The sequence below is a fragment of the Amycolatopsis sp. cg9 genome, from assembly GCF_041346945.1.
Lineage (GTDB): Bacteria > Actinomycetota > Actinomycetes > Mycobacteriales > Pseudonocardiaceae > Amycolatopsis.
This window is the reverse complement of the sequence record NZ_CP166850.1, coordinates 9,095,960-9,113,579: the sequence shown is the minus strand read 5'-3', so window position 1 is coordinate 9,113,579 and position 17,620 is coordinate 9,095,960. Positions and strand designations below refer to the sequence as shown.

The window sequence follows — 17,620 nt, the reverse complement described above, 5'->3', positions numbered from 1 at the left end:
TCGATGTCGCGAGGAACCGCACGCCGGCGCCGGTCACGGCGGGAGGACCGTCCCGAGCGTGCTGCCCGCCGACGCCAGGTACGGCCGGTCGACCTTGCCGTTCGGCATGGTCGGCAGGGCCTCGACGCGACGCCACCGCGTGGGGATCATGTAGGCGGGGAGCCGGGCGCCGAGGAACTCCGCCAGGTTCCGCGCGCCGGCCGAGCCGGCTGCGGTCGGCACCACGAGGGCGACCAGGCGCACACCGGTTCCACTGTCCTGGGTGACCACGGCGGCCTTCGCGACCGACGGGTGTTCGAGCAGGCCGGCCTCGACTTCCGTGAGACCGATCCGGAAACCCCGGACCTTGACGACGCTGTCGGCCCTGCCGAGGAAGTGCAGATCCCCGTTCTCGTCGCGGAAACCCAGATCCCCGGTGCGGTACATCCGTTCGCCGGGGTGGCCGGGATCGGGGCGGAACCGGTCCGCGGTCAGACCCGGCTGACCGAGGTAGCCCTGCGCCAGCCACGGCCCGGCGACGTGAATCTCCCCGGCGGTGCCGGCGGGCGCCTCGTCCGTGGCCGAGGACCGCACGGTGACCCGCATGCCGGGAGCCGCCCGGCCGATCGGCACATCGGGCCCGCGGTCGGCCGTGGTGCACCGGTGCGCGGTGCACCAGACGGTCGCCTCGGTCGGACCGTACTCGTTGAAGAGCGCCACTTCCGGGAGCGCGTCCAGGTGCTCGCGCGCCTGGGCGTACGGGAGCACCTCGCCACCGAGAATCGCGCAACGGACGTGGTCGAGCTTGTCCTCGTGGTAGCTCGTCAGTGCGGCGTACTGCGACGGGAGCGCGTCCACGTGGCTGACGTCTTCACGGGCGACGAGCTCGGCGAGCAGTTCCGGGTCGAGGACCTCCTCGGTGGTCGGCACCACCACCCGGCCGCCGGCGGACAGCGTGAAGTACAGGCCCGCCACGTACGAGTCGACGGTCGGCGGCGCACAGACCAGGTAGGTCATGGCGTCGGACGGGTACACGCGGTACCGCGCCAAGGTGGACGCCACGACGGCGCCGTGCGCCACCACCACACCCTTCGGGTCGCTCGTCGAACCCGACGTGAAGATCACGTAGGCGGCGTCGCCCGCGGTGGCCTGGGGTAGCGGCCCGGCCTCGGCAGTGTCCTCGGTGGACTCGTCGGTCCACAGCCGGATGCCCGCCTGCTCGGCCACGTACCGCCGCCTGCCGTCGGGGAGATCCACCCCGACGGGTACGTACGCGGCCCCGGCGAACAGGACACCGAGGAACGACACGATCGTCGCCACGTCGCGGTCGGCGCCGACGCCGACCCGGACACCCGGGCCCGCGCCGGCCCGGACCAGCCTGCCCGCGAGACTCCGCGCGCGCCGCACCAGATCCCGATAGGTCACCGACTCCGCCCCGGCGGTGACCGCCACGGCGTCCGGGGACCGGGCAGCCGCCGCCTCGACCAGGCCGTGCAGCGTGCGCGCCGCGGGGGAGCCGTCCGCCCGGCTCACCGCGACCCCTCAGCCAGCCGGCCCAGCAGCCAGACCTGGAACTGCCACAACGACAGCTCCAGGTCGGCGAACCGGCCGGGTGCGGCCGTGGTGCTGCCCAGCCCGGCCTGGACGCCCCGGCACGCGCGGGCGTCCTCCTGCTGGAGCACGTCGATCGCGGAGAGGCTCATCGCGGCGAACTCCTCCGCGTCACTCCACGCGGCTTGCTCCGGGCGGACCAGCACGTGCCAGGTGACGGTGTGGCGCCGCGGCGACTGCGGGGTGATCTGGAGCCAGAACGCGGAACTGCCTTGGGCGCCCGCGCACAGGAACGGGAAGACGGTGAAGATCTGCATGGTCGTGGCCAGGTCCGCGTCGAGCCCCGGCATCACCCGGCCCTGCAGCTCCAGGTAGTCGCTGCTGCAGTCGATGACGCTCGAGTTCCAGGGCTCGCCCCGGTTGTCCAGGCACCGGCCGCGTTTGGCGGGCAGGAACGGCTCCAGGCTGTCCTTGTGCAGGCCGAAGTGGTGGTAGTACTCGCCGAAGTTCTCGACCGTCAGCTTCCAGTCCCACGGGCAGTCGTACGACGAGCTGGCGACGACGCGGAGATCGGTGAAGTCCCAGCCCGCCAGCTCCGCGCTCAGCGTCGGGACCTGCGGGGAGAGCGGGGGCGCGGCACCGCCGAGGTTGACCATGAGCCAGCCCTGCCAGACCTCGTGGCGCACCTGCGGCAGAACGATCGCCGACCGGTCGAAACCCGGTCGCGCCGCCATCAGCGGCGCTCCGCTGAGCGAGCCGTCGAGGCGATAGGTCCACAGGTGGTACGGGCAGCGGAGGACCGAGCAGTTCCCGCTGCCCTCGGCGACCGGCATGGCGCGGTGCCTGCAGACGTTGGACAGGACCCGCAGCTCGCCGTCGCGGTCGCGGGTGATCACGAGTTGTTCGCCGAGGATCGCCGTGGCCAGGTAGTCGCCAGGCTCGGGCACCTGGTCGACGCGGGCCAGCGGAAGCCACTGCGCCCGCATGGCGTGCTCGGTCTCCAGGCGGTAGATCTCGGGGTCCAGGTAGAACTCCCTCGGCAGGGTGCTCGCCTCGGGGTGGGGCGCCAGCGCCGAGGCTATGTCCCGGGTCCGCCCGCCCAGGCGGAGTTCCGCCATCGCTACTCCCTCTCGTCTCGGGTACCGGAGTGGGACGAGACCCGCGCCTCAGTGCTGTTCTCGGTGCCGCCCCCGGCGATCTTCGACGGTCGGCGGAGCCAGGCGTAGACCGTGCAGCCGGCCATGATCGCGGCCGCGGCGCCGAAGGTCCACCTGGCGCCGACGAGGTCGACGAGGGTGCCGCCGATCTGCGATCCGATGGCACTGGCGAGGAACGACCAGCTCAGGACGGCACCCATGATCACGCCGAGCGATCTCTTGTCGACCAGGCGCTGCAGCAGGGTCGTGCCGCACACGCTCTCCAGGCCGTTGCCGACCCCGGCGGCGAGCCCGCCCGCGAGCAGTACGGGTGGCGCCGGCGCGAGGCCCATGGTCAGGTGACCCGCCGCCTGTGCGAAGAGCCCCAGGCGGAAGAACGCGTCCGAGCCCTGGTCGATCCGGCGCCACCGGGTGGCGGTCAGCGACGCGGCGAGTACGCCGACCGAGATCGCGCCGAGTGCGATGCCGTACCACACCGTCGGCGCGTGGAGGTGCTCCACGATGATGACGACCAAGGCCACCCGGTCGATCGAGGCCGCGAAGGCGACGGCGATGAGCCCGATGACCACGGGAGGCAGCACCGGGTTGGCGCGAATGGCGGCCAGGCCCGCTCTCGTCTCGGTGAAGAAGGTCTGACCCACCGGACGGGGTTCGGGCTCGGCCCGGCGCAGCCTGCTCAGCAGCACAGCGGAAACGGCCAGGGCCAGTGCGTTGCCTGCCAGGGCCCAGCGGTAGTCCCAGGACGCGGCGGCGAGCGCGCCCAGCGCGGCGCCACCCGCGAAACCCATCGACGTGATGGCCATGACGAGTCCGTTGGCCGCGGTCAGCTTCTCCGCCGGCACGGTCCTGCCGATCATGGTCCGGGTCGCGGGCAGCTTGATCGTCGCCGCGCTCTCCGCCGCGAACACCAGGCAGAGGAGGAGGACGTACGGCGGACCGATGGCCGCGATCGCCAGGAAGACGGCGGCGCACACGACGTCGCAGAGCACGAGCAGGCGCCGGAGCTCGACCCGGTCGCCGAGCGCCCCCGCGAACGGCGCGAGCACCCTCGGCAGCAAGCGGACCACGAAGTACGCCGCGACGGCGGCGCCGGAGCCGGTGATCGTGTAGATGTGCACCGTGATGGCGGCGACGGCCGCCATGTCGCCGGTGAGGGAGAGCGTCCGGGACGCGACGAAGTACGGGTACCGGATCTCGCGCCACCACACGGCGGATCCGGCTTCCCGGCGCTCCCCGGTGCCGTCGGACATCAACGGGCCTGCCGCACGGACGCCGGACGCATGTCCGTCCACAGCTCCGCGATCCGGTCCAGGCAGTCCTCGCGTCCGGCGGGCTCGCCGACCACTCGCCAGCCGGCGGGCACCTGCCGCCCGTCCGGCCAGATGCTGTACTGCTCTTCGTCGTTCACGACGACCACGTACCGGAGCTCGCCGTTCTCGGTCATCTGCGGTGCCTTTCTGGTCAGGGATCTCTTCGGTGAGTCCGGCCCGGTTCGGCGAAGAGGGTCAGGTCACGGGGCGAGCCGGGGGTGAGCACGCGGTGCGGCACCGAGGGAGGCCGTCATGACGGCGCCGGGGAGGAGAGCTCCTCCACCCGCCGGGCCTGCTCGCGCAGCGTGGCGGCCTGGAACACGTCCGACAGCTTCAACCGAGGACACGCCAGGGTGCGCCGTATCCTGGCCACCGCCTGCATGGCGTTGAGCGAGTTGCCCCCCAGCCCGAAGAAGTTGTCCTCCGGGCCCGCCTCGGGGATCCCGAGGACCTCGCACCAGATCTCGCCGATCGCCTCCTCGGTCGCCGACACTCTCGTCCACCTTTCTCCCGCTTCTCGCGAGCGGGGGTCCTCCGGGTCAGGCCGGTTCATCGCGGTGCCCCATTCGCTCGGCGAGCACCGCGGTGAACGCCGCCGGTGTCGAATGCGCGTACAGGTCCGATGGCCGCGGCTCCACGCCGAACCGTTCCCCGCACAGCCACAGCAGCCGCAGGGCCGTCAGCGAGTCGCCGCCCGCGGCGAAGAACTCCGTGTCGTGCCGGATGGGTACGTCGAGCACGGCGGCCCAGATCTCGATGACCTCGCCGAGCAGGCCGTCCGGGGTTCCCGCCGAGGTCCCCGCCGCGCTCTGCCCCGTCGTGCGCAGCAGGGCGGCGACGTCGACCTTTCCGTTGCGGGTCAGCGGAAGCCGGTCCGCCAGGGTGATGCGGTGCGGCACCAGGTAGTCCGGCAGGGTCGCGCGCAGTTCCGCCATGAGCCGCAGCGGGTCCACGCCCGGGTCGGCACGCAGCGCGGCGGCCAGCCGGCCCTGGCCGTCGAGCCCGGCGTAGGCCTCGCGGACACCGGGCCGGCTCAGCAGCGCAGCCTCGAGCTCACCGGGCTCGACCCGGAAACCTCGGATCTTCACCTGGTTGTCGACCCTGCCCACGTAGTCCAGGCCACCGTCGCCGAGCCGGCGCGCCCGGTCGCCGGTCGCGTACATCCGCTCGCCGGGCGCCGCCACGTCGGGCAGGAACCGTTCCGCCGTCTGCCGGGGGTCGTTCCGGTAGCCGAGGGCGAGGCCGGCGCCGGCCAGGTAGAGGTCGCCGATCTCGCCGTCGGCGACCGGACGCAGGTCGTCGTCGAGGAGGTAGGCCCTGGTGCCGTGGACGGGATGCCCGATCGGGACCGTGTTCCACGGGGTGCGGGCCGCCAACGAACCGGAGGTCGCGGTCGCCGTGGACTCGGCGGGTCCGTAGAAGTTGAACTGCCCGCGGCCCGCCCGCAGGATCGGCTCGGTGGCTCCCGGGGGCAGCGCACCGCCGCCCACCCCGACCACGCGCAGTCCGGCGATGGCGGCCTGGCAGGCGGAGTGCCGCACCAGCTCGGCGAAGAGGCCCGTCGGCAGGAAGGCGGTCGTGCAGTCGGACATCAGTGCCGCGTAGTCGGCGGGCGCGGGGTCGTCGACACCGACCACGACCGTGGCGCCGACCAGCAGCGCACCCCACAGCTCCCAGGTGGTGGCGTCGAAGGCCAGGTTCGCCTGGTGTGCCATGCGATCGGTCCAGTCGAGGGCGAAGTCCTGGTCGGCGGCGGTCAGCCGGAGCACCGAGCGGTGCGTCACGACGGCTCCCTTGGGGACGCCGGTGGACCCGGACGTGAAGCAGACGTAACACGGTGCCCCGGCGCCGACAGCGGGCAGGTCGGCGGGGTGCGCGGTGCCGTGGTCTTCGAGCTCCGCCAACCCCGCGACGGGAGGACCGTCCGGCACGAGGTCACCGGGTACGAGGTCGTCCGGCACGATGGTGGCCGCGACCGCCGCCTCGGTGAGCACCTGCTGGATCCGCGGCAGCGGCCAGGACGGATCGGTGGCAACGTACGCCGCTCCCGCGTGCAGGCAGGCCAGCACGGCGACGACGAAGTCGACGCCGCGGCCCAGCCTGATGCCGACGACATCCCCGTCACGCACTCCCCGGCGAGCCAGTCCGGCCGCCGCGGCGCGGGCGCGGGCGTCCAGTTCGCCGTACGAGCACCAGTCCCGCCCCGCGACGACGGCGGGATGGTCGGGGTCGAACCGGGCCAGTGCCGCGACCTGGTCGTGGATGGTCGTGTCGGTGGTGCCGGCGGGCGGCACGCCCAGGACGGTGATCTCCTCCCCACCGAGCACCTCGTCCAGTGCGCTGTCGAGCGCGCGGCCGAAAGCCTCGGCCATCGCCCGGTCGTAGCGGTGGACGTCGTACTCGACGACGAAACGGCTGTCCCGCGCGTTGGTGGGGAACGACACCGCGAAGTGGTACTTGGGCGCCGGTGCGGCCGTCCACACCATGCGGGCCGGGACACCGGCGAACGTGCGTTCCGGCTCCCGCCAGTCCCGGGGAAGGGCGACGGTCTGGAACAGCGGCATGTCCACGCGTGCCGAGGTGTGCGCCAAAGCGCACGAGACGATCTCCTCGAGCGGGAGGCCCTGGTGCTTGGTCACGTCCGCGACGGTGTCGGCCGTCAGCCGCACCAGGGCGCCCGGTGAGACGGTCCCCGGCAACCGCACCCTGACCGGCAGCAGCGTCGCGAACGGCCCGACGACGTCGTGGTACTCGTCGTCGTCCCGGTTCGCCGACGGCAGCGCGGTCACCACGTCCCGTCGCCGCACCGACCGCGTCAGCGCCAGGACGAAGGCGGACAGGAAGACGACGTAGGGCGTGACGTGGTTGCCCGCCGCCACGCGGCGAACGGACTCGTACCGCTGCGGGGAAAGGGGCAGGAAGTGCTGCGCGGCCCTGGCGGTCACCGCCTCGCGCGGCAGCGGACCCAGCCACGGCGGAGCCGACGTCGCCGGGGCGTCCCGCATGGCCTCGCGCCAGTACGCGGTCGACGCGTCACGCTCGCCTTCGACGGCCTCGAGCCGCTGTTCCTCGCTGAACCGGCGGTAGGTCCTGGCCGGCGGCGCCGGCTCCGGCCCGGCCCCGAGGGCGGCCAGGTAGCACGCGGCGAGGTCGTCGAGGAGGAGCGCGACGGACCAGCCGTCGGCGGCGATGTGGTGCAGGATCAGCGCGACGTGGGTGGCCCCGTCCGCTTCGGCGACCAACGCCCGCCACGGCGACGGCCGGTCGAGCGGGAAGGGCCGTTCGAGCGAGGCGGTCGTCAGCCGGGTGAACTCGGCGGCGTGATCACCGCGCCCGCGCAGGTCGGCCCATTCGACGTCCACCGGCGGGCCGGGGTGGACCCGCTGCGCGAGCGCGCCGTCGCGCATCTCCACCGTGGTGCGCAGGATCTCGTGGCGCTCCGCGAGCCGGCGTAGGGCCGCGCTCAGGGACGGCCGGTGCAGCTCGGCGTCGACGGTCAGCGCCTCGGCGGTCGAATAGGTGGCGCCGACGACCCCGAGGTCGCGAAGGCGGAGCTGTTCGGCCAGCCAGATCTGCCGTTGCCCGGCGGAGGCCGGCACCACGGGATCGTCCGGTGCCGCCGTCACCGGCGAACTCCGTCGCCCCGATTGTCGAAACAGGCCGTTTCCGATCCGCGTCGAACAATGGACATCAACGCCCCCTTCCGGCATCTTCTCCCGATCTTACGGACGGGCCCTTTCATGAACCTTTCGTGCGACATATCCGCTGCTCAAGATGCGTAGTTGTCGTGCGGTTGCCGTGAAAGGTCCCTGAAAGGCCGAACGCGTAGGGTCTGAATTGCGTCGACGGCAGTCTCGCTGCCGAATGGGAAGAGGTGGGGATGGGTTTTCGCACGCTGTTTCCTGAGTTTTTCGGATATGGCTCGATCAGCGCGTCGCGGTTCGCGCTGCCTGCCGGGAGTGCCAGGTGAGCGTCGCGCTGGAGGATGCGACGTTGGCCGTGCTGGCCTCGCGGCTCCGATCGGGTCACCTCCGCAGTGCCGAACTCGTCGAAGGCTGCCTGGCGCGCATCGAGTCGGAGCGTGACCTCAACGCCGTGGTGGAGCGGGACGCCGGCGGCGCGCGGCGCGCGGCGCGGGAGGCGGACCGCCTGCTGCGCACGGACGCGGCCGCCGCGGGACCGCTGTGCGGGTTGCCCGTCACGGTCAAACGCACCTTCGAGGTCCTCGGCTACCCGCACCTCGAGCAGGACGTCGCTCCCGGGACGGAGTTCGGCCGCCCGGCCACGCGGGACGCGGCGGTGGTCGCCGCCGCGCGCACGGCGGGCGCGATCGTGGTGGGGCGGACCAACGCACCGCCCAGGGCGGCCGACATCGACACCTGGCACCCGGCGTTCGGCCGGACCACGCACCCCGCCGGCCCCGGGCTGAGCCCGGGCGGATCATCGGGCGGATCGGCGGCCGCGGTCGCCGCCGGGCACACGACGTTCGACATCGCCAGCGACGACGCCGGATCCGCGCGGATCCCGGCCCAGCTCTGCGGGGTGTACGCCCTCCGGCCGACGCTGGGCGCCATCTCGGCGTTCGGGCACGTCCCCGGTCCGCTCACGGACGCGGAGGCACCCGGGACGCTCTGCGTGTCACTGATCACCCGCCACGCGGCGGACCTCGGATTCCTGTGGCGGGCGCTGGGACCCGGCGCCGCCGGAGGAGCGAGCGGGCCGGTCGCCGTGGTGCTCACCGATCGTGGGGCCCCGATGTCCCCGGCAGTCGGGGAAACCCTGCGGGCGGCCGTGGCGCGGCTCCGGTCGGCGGGACACCGGATCGACGACGTCGACCTCCCCGTCGACCTGGCCGAGAACTGGCTCTTGTGCCAGCAGTTGCTCTACACCGACGAGAACCCGGCCGACGATGACCTGGAGGGCGCGCACGGCCTTCCCGAACCGACGTCCGACGCCACACCCATCGAGATCGCCTGGTGGTGCGCGGGCCTGTCGCCCCGCCGCCGGCACGGGCTCAGGTGTGCGCGAGCGGCGCTGCGTGCGCGCTGGCAGCAGTTCTTCGCCGGGTACACCGCGCTGCTGACACCGGTCATGGGGCTGGCCGCGCTGGCGCCGCGCAACCGGCGGGTCCCGCTCCTCGTCGACGACGTCGTCATCGACGGCGCCGACGTGCCCACCTTCTCCCTGTCCGTGTGGTGTGCGCTGGCCAGCGTGGCCGGGCTGCCAGCCGCGACCATGCCGGTCCGCGACCCCGTGACCGGCACCGCCGCCGCCTTCCAGGTGCTCGCCGGCCATGGTCGTGAGGCCGCGTTGCTGGACGTGGTGGAACGCCTGTCGGCGGCACTCGCCGACCCGGCGCCGTCCCGGCGAGGCGGGTCATGAGCGGGCGGAACGGTACGGCGGTGGCGGTCGGGACGGACGCGGGAACGCTGATCACGCGGCTGTGCCTGGCCAAGCTCGCGCCCGGTGCGGAGCGGCTCGCCGCGCTCGACGACCACCTGACCGCCGGGCCCTGCGCGGTGCCCGAGGCCGGACGTGCGGCGCACGAGGCGTTCCTCGCCGTCGCCACCGCCAGGGACTACCTCGAAAGCGTCGCCGGGTGGCTGGCCGGCCGCCGCTCGTTCGGCGGTCCCCTGACCGAGAGTCCCGTGCTGCGGCAACGACTCGCCTGGGCGACGGTCGCCCTGGCCGCCGCGGACGCCGTGCTCGCGGCGCCGGCCGAGTACGGCGTCGACCCGGCGGTGTGCGCCGCCCGTGACTGCGTCAGCGCCTGCGAACAGGTGCACGGCGCGGCGGCGGTCTTCGACGCGCGACCCGGCATCGTGCACGCGCTGGCCGCCCGCCGCCTCCGCCGGGCGTCCGCCGGCCCGCGCCCGGCCGTGTCGCGCAACGACGTGTGCGAACGGCTCGCCGCCCGGCTCCCGGCGCTGACGGACGGCGACGCCGCTGCCAGGGCGCGGCGGCTGGTCGCGGAACTGGAGCGGATCCGCCCGGTCACCGCGACGACGCTGCGGGACGAACTGACCGTGGCCGAGGCCATGGCGCGCTACCTGACGCCCGGACTCGTCGGCCGGGTGCTGGCGCACCGGAACATCACGGCGACGTTCCTGGCCGGAGCCGGCGCGGCCCCCGCGGCCGCGGCACTGCTGCCCTCGGCGGCGGACGGCTCCGTGCTCACCGCGCTGGCGGTCACCGAACCGCACGCCGGCAGCGACCTCGCCGGGCTCACCAGTTCCGTCCGGCACAACGGGCCGACCCTCGTGCTGGAGGGGACCAAGACGTACGTGACCGGTGGGGCCGACGCCGACGCCCTCCTGGTCGCGGCGAGGACGGACGTCGCGGGGACCGTGCTCGTCTGGGTGGATCCCGCTCGTCCCGGCGTCACCCGGCTGCCGCTGGCCGGACGGGCCTGGCAGGACGGTGGGATCGCGCGGCTCGACATCCGCTCGTACGAGGTGCCCGGCCGGGCCGTTCATCCCGGTGACGGGGCGAGCGCCCTGCTGCACGGGCTCGGCCGGGAGCGGTTGATGCTCGCCGCCCAGCAGCTCGCTTACGCGCGCCGGTGGCTGGCCGAACTTCCCGGCCACCGGCGCGACCTGGCGGACCGGGCCGCCGCTGCCGGGGCCCTGCTGCGGCAGGCGGTCGCGGGTTCCGGCACACCGTCGCTGGTCGACTGCGGCATGGTCAAGCTGGCCTGCTGCGAGGTCGCCGTCGACGTCGCCGAGGCCAGGTTGGCGCAACTGTCCACTGTGGACAACGAAGCCGCTGCCGGGTCCCTTCTCGAAGACCATGCCGCGGCGCGGGCCGCCACCGTCGCCGCGGGCACCACGGATCTCAACCTCGCCATCGTGGAGGGAAAGGTCACCGCCATGTTCCGTGCCGGAAGAGGTGGACCACCGTGACCGCACTGCGGTTCGAACCCGACGTGCCGCTCGGGGAGGTCCTCGACACGGCCCGCACCGAGCTGCGGAAACTGTCCGCCTGGCTCGACGTCACCGGTGACTTCCCGGTGGCGGTGGCACGCGTGCTGTCCGACAGCGGACTCACCGCGTTGTGCCTGCCTCGGGCGCTCGGTGGCCGGGGCGCCGGCCTGCGGGAGCTGGTGACGGCCGTCGAACAGGTGGCGGCCGTCGACGCCGCGACCGCCTGGTGCACCTTCATCATGGGCACCGCGCCGTGGCTGCTGTGCCGGGCGGAGCCGGAGCTGGTCGACGAGGTGTACGCGAGGCCGGACAGCCGCGTCGCGGGTGTGCTCGCCCCCACCGGCACCCTCACCCCGGTCGACGGCGGGTTCACCCTCACCGGACGGTGGACCTTCGGCAGTGCCGTCAACGCCTGCGACTGGGTCGCGGTGCACGCGGTCATCGCCGAAGACGGCGTGCGGCGTTCCGCGTTCGCCCTCGTGCCCACCGCCGACCTCTCCTACCGGGAACCGTGGGACGGCATGGGCTTGCGCGCCTCGGGAAGCGGCGCGTTCGGCATCACGGATCTGCCGGTGCCCCGCCACCGCCTCGTCGCGAGCCTCAGCAGCACACCCGGCTGGCCCGATCCGGTCTTCCGCGTCCCGTTCCGCGCGACGTTCGCGGCCTGCGCCGCCGTCCTGGTCGGGATCGCCGCCGAGGCGCTCGCCGTCTTCACCGACCTCGCGCCGAAGAAACGCGGCACGTTCGGCGCTGACACGCTTTCGCGGCTGCCCCACGTGCAGAGCCTGGTCGCGGAGTGCTGGGGAGACCTGCACAGCGCACGCGCGTTGCTCCACACGTCCGTGGACGAGCTGGAAGACGCCTGCACGGCCGGTGCGCCGACGCCTCGACAGCAGGCACAACTGCGCATCGCGATGAACACGGTGCGGTCGCACTGCCTGCGCGTGGTCGACCGCGTCCACCACGCGGCGGGCGGCAGCGCCGCCGTGGACGGCTCGCGGTTCGCGCAGTTGCTCCGCGACGCCCACACGGCCAGCCAGCACCACATGTTCAGCGAGGCGATCACGGCACTGGCGGGTTCGGTCCTCCTGGGGGAGACCGTTCCGGAGGGCAATCTATGACGAGACACACCATCGCCACCGAAGCGGACCTGCCCGCTGCCACGGCCGACGTGACCGTGCTGGACCGCTGGCAGGACGCGGCGGAGCCTCGGGGCGGCCGGACCGCGTTGCGGGACAACGACATGACCCGCGATCACGCCGAGGTCCGCGAAATCGCCCTGCGGCGGGCCGCGCACCTGCTGAGGGGCGGCCTGCGCGCGGAAGACCGGCTCGCGGTCGTGCTGGGGTCGGGGGTGGAGCAGGCCACCTGGCTGGCGGCGGCCGTGCTCGCGGGCGGCTGCGCGGTCCCGATCGGCCTGAACCAACCGGAAAGCCGGCTGCGGACGCTGGTCGACCTGGCCCGGCCGCGGCTGGTGATCACCGACCGGGACACGCGGCGGCTGGCAGGCAGGCACGAGAGCCTCGACGGCGGTTTCCCCGGGATCGCGGGCCCCGCCGACCTGCCCCGGCCGGGCCCCGCGCAGGCCGCCTACATCTGCTTCACCTCCGGCACCACCGGCAGGCCCAAGGGCGTCGTGGTGACGCACGAGGCGCTCGCCCACACTTCCGGCCGGATCGCGGCGCACCTCGGCCTCGACGCGCGACCCCGCACCCACGTGCTCGCGGCGTCCTGGTCGTTCGACGTCGCCATGATGGACCTCTGGCTGGCACTGACGACCGGTGGGACGCTGTTCGTGCCGGGCCGCGACGCCTTGCTCGGCTCCGCGCTGCCGCTGACGTTGTCCGGTGCCGAGGCGCCGGTCCTGCACACCGTGCCGAGCCTGTTCGCGAGCGTCTCCGAAGCCGACCTGCGCGGGCTCCCGCCGGACACGACGATCATGACCGGCGGGGAGCCGGTGCCCACGGCCACGCTGCGACTGCTGGCGTCCGCCTACGACGTGCGTGTGGTGTACGGGATCACCGAGACCGCCGTCATCTCGACCATCGCCCGCGCGGACCCCGGCACGCGGCCGGAGTCCGTCGGACGGCCACTGTCCGGAGTGGACTGCGAGGTGGTGGACGCGGCGCTGCGGGCGGTGCCCGACGGCACGCTGGGGGAGCTGCTGATCGGCGGTCCCGTCGTGGCCAGGGGATACCTCGGCGACCCAGTGGGTACCGCGCCGCGTTTCGTCCCCCGCGACGGCGGGGACCGGTGGTACCGGAGCGGCGACCTGGTGCGACGTCACCCGGACGGCGCACTCACCTTCCACGGCCGCGTCGACCACCAGGTGAAGATCCGGGGCCACCGCGTGGAACCCGCCGAGGTGGAGGCGGTGTTGCTTGGCGTCCCCGGCGTGCGGGAGGCCGCGGTCGTCGTGCGTGACGACCCGTCCGGCGCGCCCGCCCTGGTCGCGCACCTGGCCGGCGACGGTCTCGACGTCGCGACGATCCGACGGGAGAGCAGCGCCCGCCTGCCCGGCTGGATGGTGCCCCGCGTGATCGCCGTCCAGCCCGCCCTGCCGCTCGGCGCGACCGGGAAGGTCGATCGCCGGGCGCTGCCCGAGCCGGTGTGGGACGCCGCGGCCCCGGTGGCCGGCGGCTCCGGGCCCGGCGCCGCCGCGATGAGCAAGACGGAGCGGGCCGTCGGCAGGCTCTGGCAGCAGGTGCTGGGCACCGGCGAGGTGACCGGCGAGGCCAACTTCGTGGATCTCGGCGGCCACTCGTTGAAGGCGGCGCAGCTCAGCACGGCGCTGCAGGACGCGCTCGGGGTCGCGGTCCCCGTCCCGGACGTCCTCGCGGCGTCGAACCTGCGGGAGCTGTCCCAGGAGATCGAGCGCCTGCGGGACGCGTCGGCGCCATCCGGCCCGGCGCCAGGGGAAGTCCGGCAGGCGGTGTCCTCGGCGACGCGGCTGCTGTGGCTGCACCAGACCCTGATCGGCGACGTCGGCGTCTACAACCTCGTGGTCGCCGTGCGGGTGCGGGGTCCGGTCCGGCCCACCGCCCTCCAGCGGGCGCTGCGACTCGCCGAGCAGACCCATCCCGCGCTGCGCACCTGGTACGAGTTCGACGGCGACGCGGTCGTGGCTGTCGAGGCGCCGCCGTCGAACCGGCCACTCGCGGTTCGCTCCGGCTCCGCCGAGCAGGCCGTCCGGGACGCGGGACGCGTGGCCCTGGGTACCGGCGGGCGTCCCGTGTGGACCTACGAACTGTTCACCGAGGAACCCGGGGAGTCGGTGCTGCTGCTCGCCTTCCACCACGTGGCCGTGGACGGCGTCGCGCTGCACGAGCTGTTGCGGTGGATCGCGGCGGCCTACTCCGCGACGGTGCGGCCCGGCGGGGAGATGCCGCGGTTCCCGGCCCGGGACACCGCGTCCTCGGCCGGGAATCCGGACGCGGCGTTCTGGGCGGAGATGTTCCGGCAGGCCCCCGCGCCGGCGCTCCTGCCGGGTCAGCGAACCGAGGGCGAAATCACGGACGTGGCCGGCTGGTGCCGGCCGGTGGCACTGGCCGGGATCAGCGCTTCCCGGTTGCGGCGCCTCGCCGCCGCACGCGGAGCGACGGTGCAGGCGGCCGTGCTGTCGGCGTTCGTCCGGACGCTCGCCCGCGTGACGGACCAGTCCGACGTCACCGTCGGAGTCGCCCTCACCCGGCGTGGCGTCGACGTGAGCCACGAGGCGGTCGGCCAGTTCGTCAGTGTGCTGCCGGTCCGCTTCCGGTTGCCGGCGGACCTGGACGCCGTGGGCTGCCTCGAGGTGGCGGTTCGCACCGTGCACGACGCGCAGCGACATTGCGCGACAGACCCGCAGGCCGTCCTGACGGCCGCGCGGACCGGCCAGGTCCGGTGGGCGGCGCAACCGTTCCACGTGAACTTCTCCTGGGAGGACGATCTCGCGCCCCTGGACTTCGAGGGGTGCGAGACCACCTGGTCGGTCGAGTTCAACGGCTGGTCCGACGCGGAGCTGACCTTCGACCTGATGCGGCGCGGCGACGACGTCGTCGGGCGGGTCGTCGGCAGGCAGGCCACCACCGCGGAGGTCCGGACCGAGGCGTTCCTCGCGGACCTGACCCGGTGCCTGCACGAACTGATGGACGACCTGGCACGAGAGCGGCGACATGACGGATGACGACCGCCGCACGCGGCTACCCGACACCGGATCACCGGACGGGCGCAAGCCGGTCGCGGACCGATGGCCCGGGTTCCGGACCTGGTTCCGGCCGGTGTCCTCCGGGGCGGGCCCGAGCCGGATCAGGTTGTTCTGCTTCCCGCACGCGGGCGGGTCGGCTTCGGCCTTCTCGTCGTGGCGCGCCGGGGTGCCCGACGGCCTGGAGATCCATGCCGCGCAGCTGCCGGGCAGGGAGTCGCGGATCATGGAGCCGCCCATCAGCGCGCTCGACGAGCTGGTCGACCAGCTGACCACGGCGCTCGAACCCGCGATCGAGACCGGTGAGCGGTTCGCGTTGTTCGGGCACAGCGCGGGCGCGCTGGTCGCCTGGGAGCTCGCCCGTTCGGTGCGCGGGAGGTTCGGGATCGGGCCGGTGCACCTGTTCGTCTCTGCGTGCCAGTCCCCGTCGAACGTCAGGGCGGGCTACGACGACCTGCACGGCCTCGACGACGCGGACCTGCTGGCGCGGCTGGGGAAGATGAACGGCATCCCGGCCGAGGCGATGGCCAACCCCGAGCTCATGCGGATGGTCCTGCCCGTCATCCAGGCCGACTTCAGCCTGCTCGCCGGCTACGACGCCGCGCTGGACGCCGCCCCGGCCGGGGTCCTCGACTGCCCCGTGACGGCCCTCGGCGGCGACCGGGATCCGGTCGTGGCGCCCGGCGCGCTCACGCGGTGGGCCGAGGTGACGACCGCAGAGCTCGACGTCCGGGTACTGCCCGGAGACCACTTCTACCTCACCGACCCGCGCAGCGACGTGCTGGGCGTCATCGGCGCGCGGCTGGCCCTGACCACTTCAGGGAATGTCTGAACACAAGGGGCGAGACACATGACTGAACTTTCCGTATCGGAACGCGTCAAGCAGGTGATGACGACCGTTCTCGACATCGGCGTGGACACGGACGACCTGCCGGACGGAACGCTGCTCTACTCCACCACGGTCCAGCTCGACTCGTTGCGGCTGCTGCACCTGCTCACCGCGTTGGAGAGCGAGTTCGGCTGCGAGCTCGACGACGAGGCCGTGATGTCGGCGGAGCTGACCGACGTGGGCAGCGTCGTCTCGCTCGTCGCGGCGCAACTCGGCCAGGCACGGCACGACGAGATGGTCGCCAGGGATGCGTGACCGCCGCGGCGACAGGGAGGTTCCCGCGATGACCGGGAAGGACACGGGGGTCGAGATCCCCGCCGCGTGGTACAGCATCCTCGCGGATCTGCCGGACTACGACCCGCTCGAACGGCGCCCGCCGTCGGACCTCGGCCCGCCGGCCGACGGCCCGGTCCGGCTCTCACCGCAGCTGCCGCTGACGATGTACCGCCAGTCGGTCAGCCGGGAACGCCACGTACCGATTCCCGACGAGGTTCGCGCGCACTACGAGCGCTGGCGGCCCACCCCGCTGCGCCGGGCTCGTGAGTTCGAGAAGTACCTCGACACGCCGGCACGCATCTACTACAAGCACGAGGGCGTCAGCCCGTCCGGCAGCCACAAGCTGAACTCGGCGCTCGCCCAGGCCTACTACTACAAGAAGGCCGGGATCCAGGAGCTGGCGACCGGGACCGGTGCGGGGCAGTGGGGCACGGCGCTGGCCATGGCGTGCCGGGCGTTCGGCCTCGGCTGCACGGTCTTCATGGTCCGCTGCAGCTACGACCAGAAGCCCCAGCGCCGCGCCATCATGGAGATGTTCGGCGCGCGCGTCGTGCCCAGCCCGAGCCCGTTGACGCGATCCGGCCGGGCCGTCCTGGCCGACGATCCGGACAGCCCGGGAAGCCTGTCCATCGCGGGCTCGGAGGGGATCCAGTACGCCTGGGAGGGAACGGGGCGGCGTTACGCCTCGGGCAGCGCCGAGAACCACGTGCTGCTGCACCAGACCGTCATCGGCCAGGAGGCCATCGCCCAGATGCGGCGGCTCGGCGAGTTCCCCGACGTCGTGGTCGCCGCGATCGGCGCGGGCAGCAACTTCGCCGGGCTGGCGTTCCCGTTCTACCGCGAGTCCCTGGACGAACGCCGGGACACGGAACTGGTCGCGGTGGAGCCCAAGGCGTGCCCGAAACTGACCAGGGGCCGGTACGGCTGGGACCACCACGACGCCAGCGGCAGCATGCCGATGTCCAAGATGTACTCGCTCGGGCACGAGTTCGTGCCGCCCGTGATCCACGCCGGTGGGTTGAGGTACCACGGTGCCGCTCCGGTCGTCAGCTGGATGTACCACCAGAAGCTGATGTCCGCCGTCGCCTACGGCCAGCGCGAGGTCTTCGAGGCGGGCCTGGCCTTCGCGCGCACCGAGCACATCGTTCCCGCGCCGGAGTCCGCGCACGCGATCAGGTGCGTCGTCGACCGGGCCGCGCAGGCACGCAGGACCGGCCGGGAAACCGTGATCCTCTTCAACCTGAGCGGTCACGGTCTCCTTGACCTCGGCGCGTACCAGCAGTACCTGGACGGAAGCCTGCCGGAGGACGCGGACTTCGACGATCTCGTGCCGGCCGGGGGTGAGCGCTGAC

General features: G+C 73.3%; 13 protein-coding genes. 7 read left to right on the top strand and 6 right to left on the bottom strand.

The genetic code is table 11. The features are described 5' to 3' along the window. Positions 1–33: 33 nt before the first annotated feature. The 6 genes from AB5J73_RS41780 to AB5J73_RS41755 form a co-directional block, all read right to left on the bottom strand. Complete coding sequence (locus tag AB5J73_RS41780; protein ID WP_370964570.1) at positions 34–1,512, bottom strand: amino acid adenylation domain-containing protein; 1,479 nt, start codon at positions 1,510–1,512, stop codon at positions 34–36. After that, on the bottom strand, positions 1,509–2,648 hold the full coding sequence (locus AB5J73_RS41775) for an aromatic ring-hydroxylating dioxygenase subunit alpha (RefSeq protein WP_370964568.1): 1,140 nt from the start codon (positions 2,646–2,648) through the stop codon (positions 1,509–1,511). The genes AB5J73_RS41780 and AB5J73_RS41775 overlap by 4 nt, the downstream gene beginning before the upstream one ends. Before the next feature lie 2 nt (positions 2,649–2,650). Next, positions 2,651–3,937, bottom strand: coding sequence for an MFS transporter (locus tag AB5J73_RS41770; RefSeq protein ID WP_370964566.1), 1,287 nt, complete (start codon positions 3,935–3,937; stop codon positions 2,651–2,653). Then, the gene (locus tag AB5J73_RS41765) at positions 3,937–4,131 is read right to left on the bottom strand and encodes an MbtH family protein (RefSeq protein ID WP_370964564.1); all 195 of its coding nucleotides are present in this window, start codon (positions 4,129–4,131) and stop codon (positions 3,937–3,939) included. The genes AB5J73_RS41770 and AB5J73_RS41765 overlap by 1 nt, the downstream gene beginning before the upstream one ends. Positions 4,132–4,247: 116 nt before the next feature. Then, positions 4,248–4,490 (bottom strand): phosphopantetheine-binding protein, encoded by a 243-nt coding sequence (locus AB5J73_RS41760; RefSeq protein WP_370964562.1) that lies wholly within the window; start codon positions 4,488–4,490, stop codon positions 4,248–4,250. 46 nt (positions 4,491–4,536) lie between these two features. Further along, the gene (locus tag AB5J73_RS41755; protein WP_370964560.1) at positions 4,537–7,623 is read right to left on the bottom strand and encodes an amino acid adenylation domain-containing protein; all 3,087 of its coding nucleotides are present in this window, start codon (positions 7,621–7,623) and stop codon (positions 4,537–4,539) included. 340 nt (positions 7,624–7,963) lie between these two features. Between AB5J73_RS41755 and AB5J73_RS41750 the strand changes: the two genes are divergently transcribed. From AB5J73_RS41750 to AB5J73_RS41720, 7 genes are read left to right on the top strand one after another with little or no spacing between them, the layout of a single operon-like run. Beyond that, entirely contained in the window at positions 7,964–9,379 is a 1,416-nt protein-coding gene (locus AB5J73_RS41750) for an amidase family protein (protein WP_370964558.1), read from the top strand. After that, positions 9,376–10,899 (top strand): acyl-CoA dehydrogenase family protein, encoded by a 1,524-nt coding sequence (locus AB5J73_RS41745; RefSeq protein WP_370964556.1) that lies wholly within the window; start codon positions 9,376–9,378, stop codon positions 10,897–10,899. Before AB5J73_RS41750 ends, AB5J73_RS41745 begins: the two co-directional genes overlap by 4 nt. Further along, entirely contained in the window at positions 10,896–12,041 is a 1,146-nt protein-coding gene (locus tag AB5J73_RS41740) for an acyl-CoA dehydrogenase family protein (protein WP_370964554.1), read from the top strand. The genes AB5J73_RS41745 and AB5J73_RS41740 overlap by 4 nt, the downstream gene beginning before the upstream one ends. After that, positions 12,038–15,085 carry an AMP-binding protein gene (locus tag AB5J73_RS41735; RefSeq protein ID WP_370964552.1) on the top strand — a complete coding sequence of 1,016 codons (3,048 nt, stop codon included), beginning with the start codon at positions 12,038–12,040 and terminating at the stop codon, positions 15,083–15,085. The genes AB5J73_RS41740 and AB5J73_RS41735 overlap by 4 nt, the downstream gene beginning before the upstream one ends. Next, entirely contained in the window at positions 15,075–15,935 is an 861-nt protein-coding gene (locus tag AB5J73_RS41730; protein ID WP_370964551.1) for a thioesterase II family protein, read from the top strand. The genes AB5J73_RS41735 and AB5J73_RS41730 overlap by 11 nt, the downstream gene beginning before the upstream one ends. An 18-nt stretch (positions 15,936–15,953) precedes the next feature. Then, the gene (locus AB5J73_RS41725) at positions 15,954–16,247 is read left to right on the top strand and encodes a phosphopantetheine-binding protein (RefSeq protein WP_370964550.1); all 294 of its coding nucleotides are present in this window, start codon (positions 15,954–15,956) and stop codon (positions 16,245–16,247) included. A gap of 28 nt (positions 16,248–16,275) precedes the next feature. Continuing rightward, positions 16,276–17,619: a TrpB-like pyridoxal phosphate-dependent enzyme gene (locus tag AB5J73_RS41720; protein ID WP_370964548.1), complete on the top strand. Its 1,344-nt coding sequence runs from the start codon at positions 16,276–16,278 to the stop codon at positions 17,617–17,619. The last annotated feature ends 1 nt before the right edge of the window (position 17,620 follow it).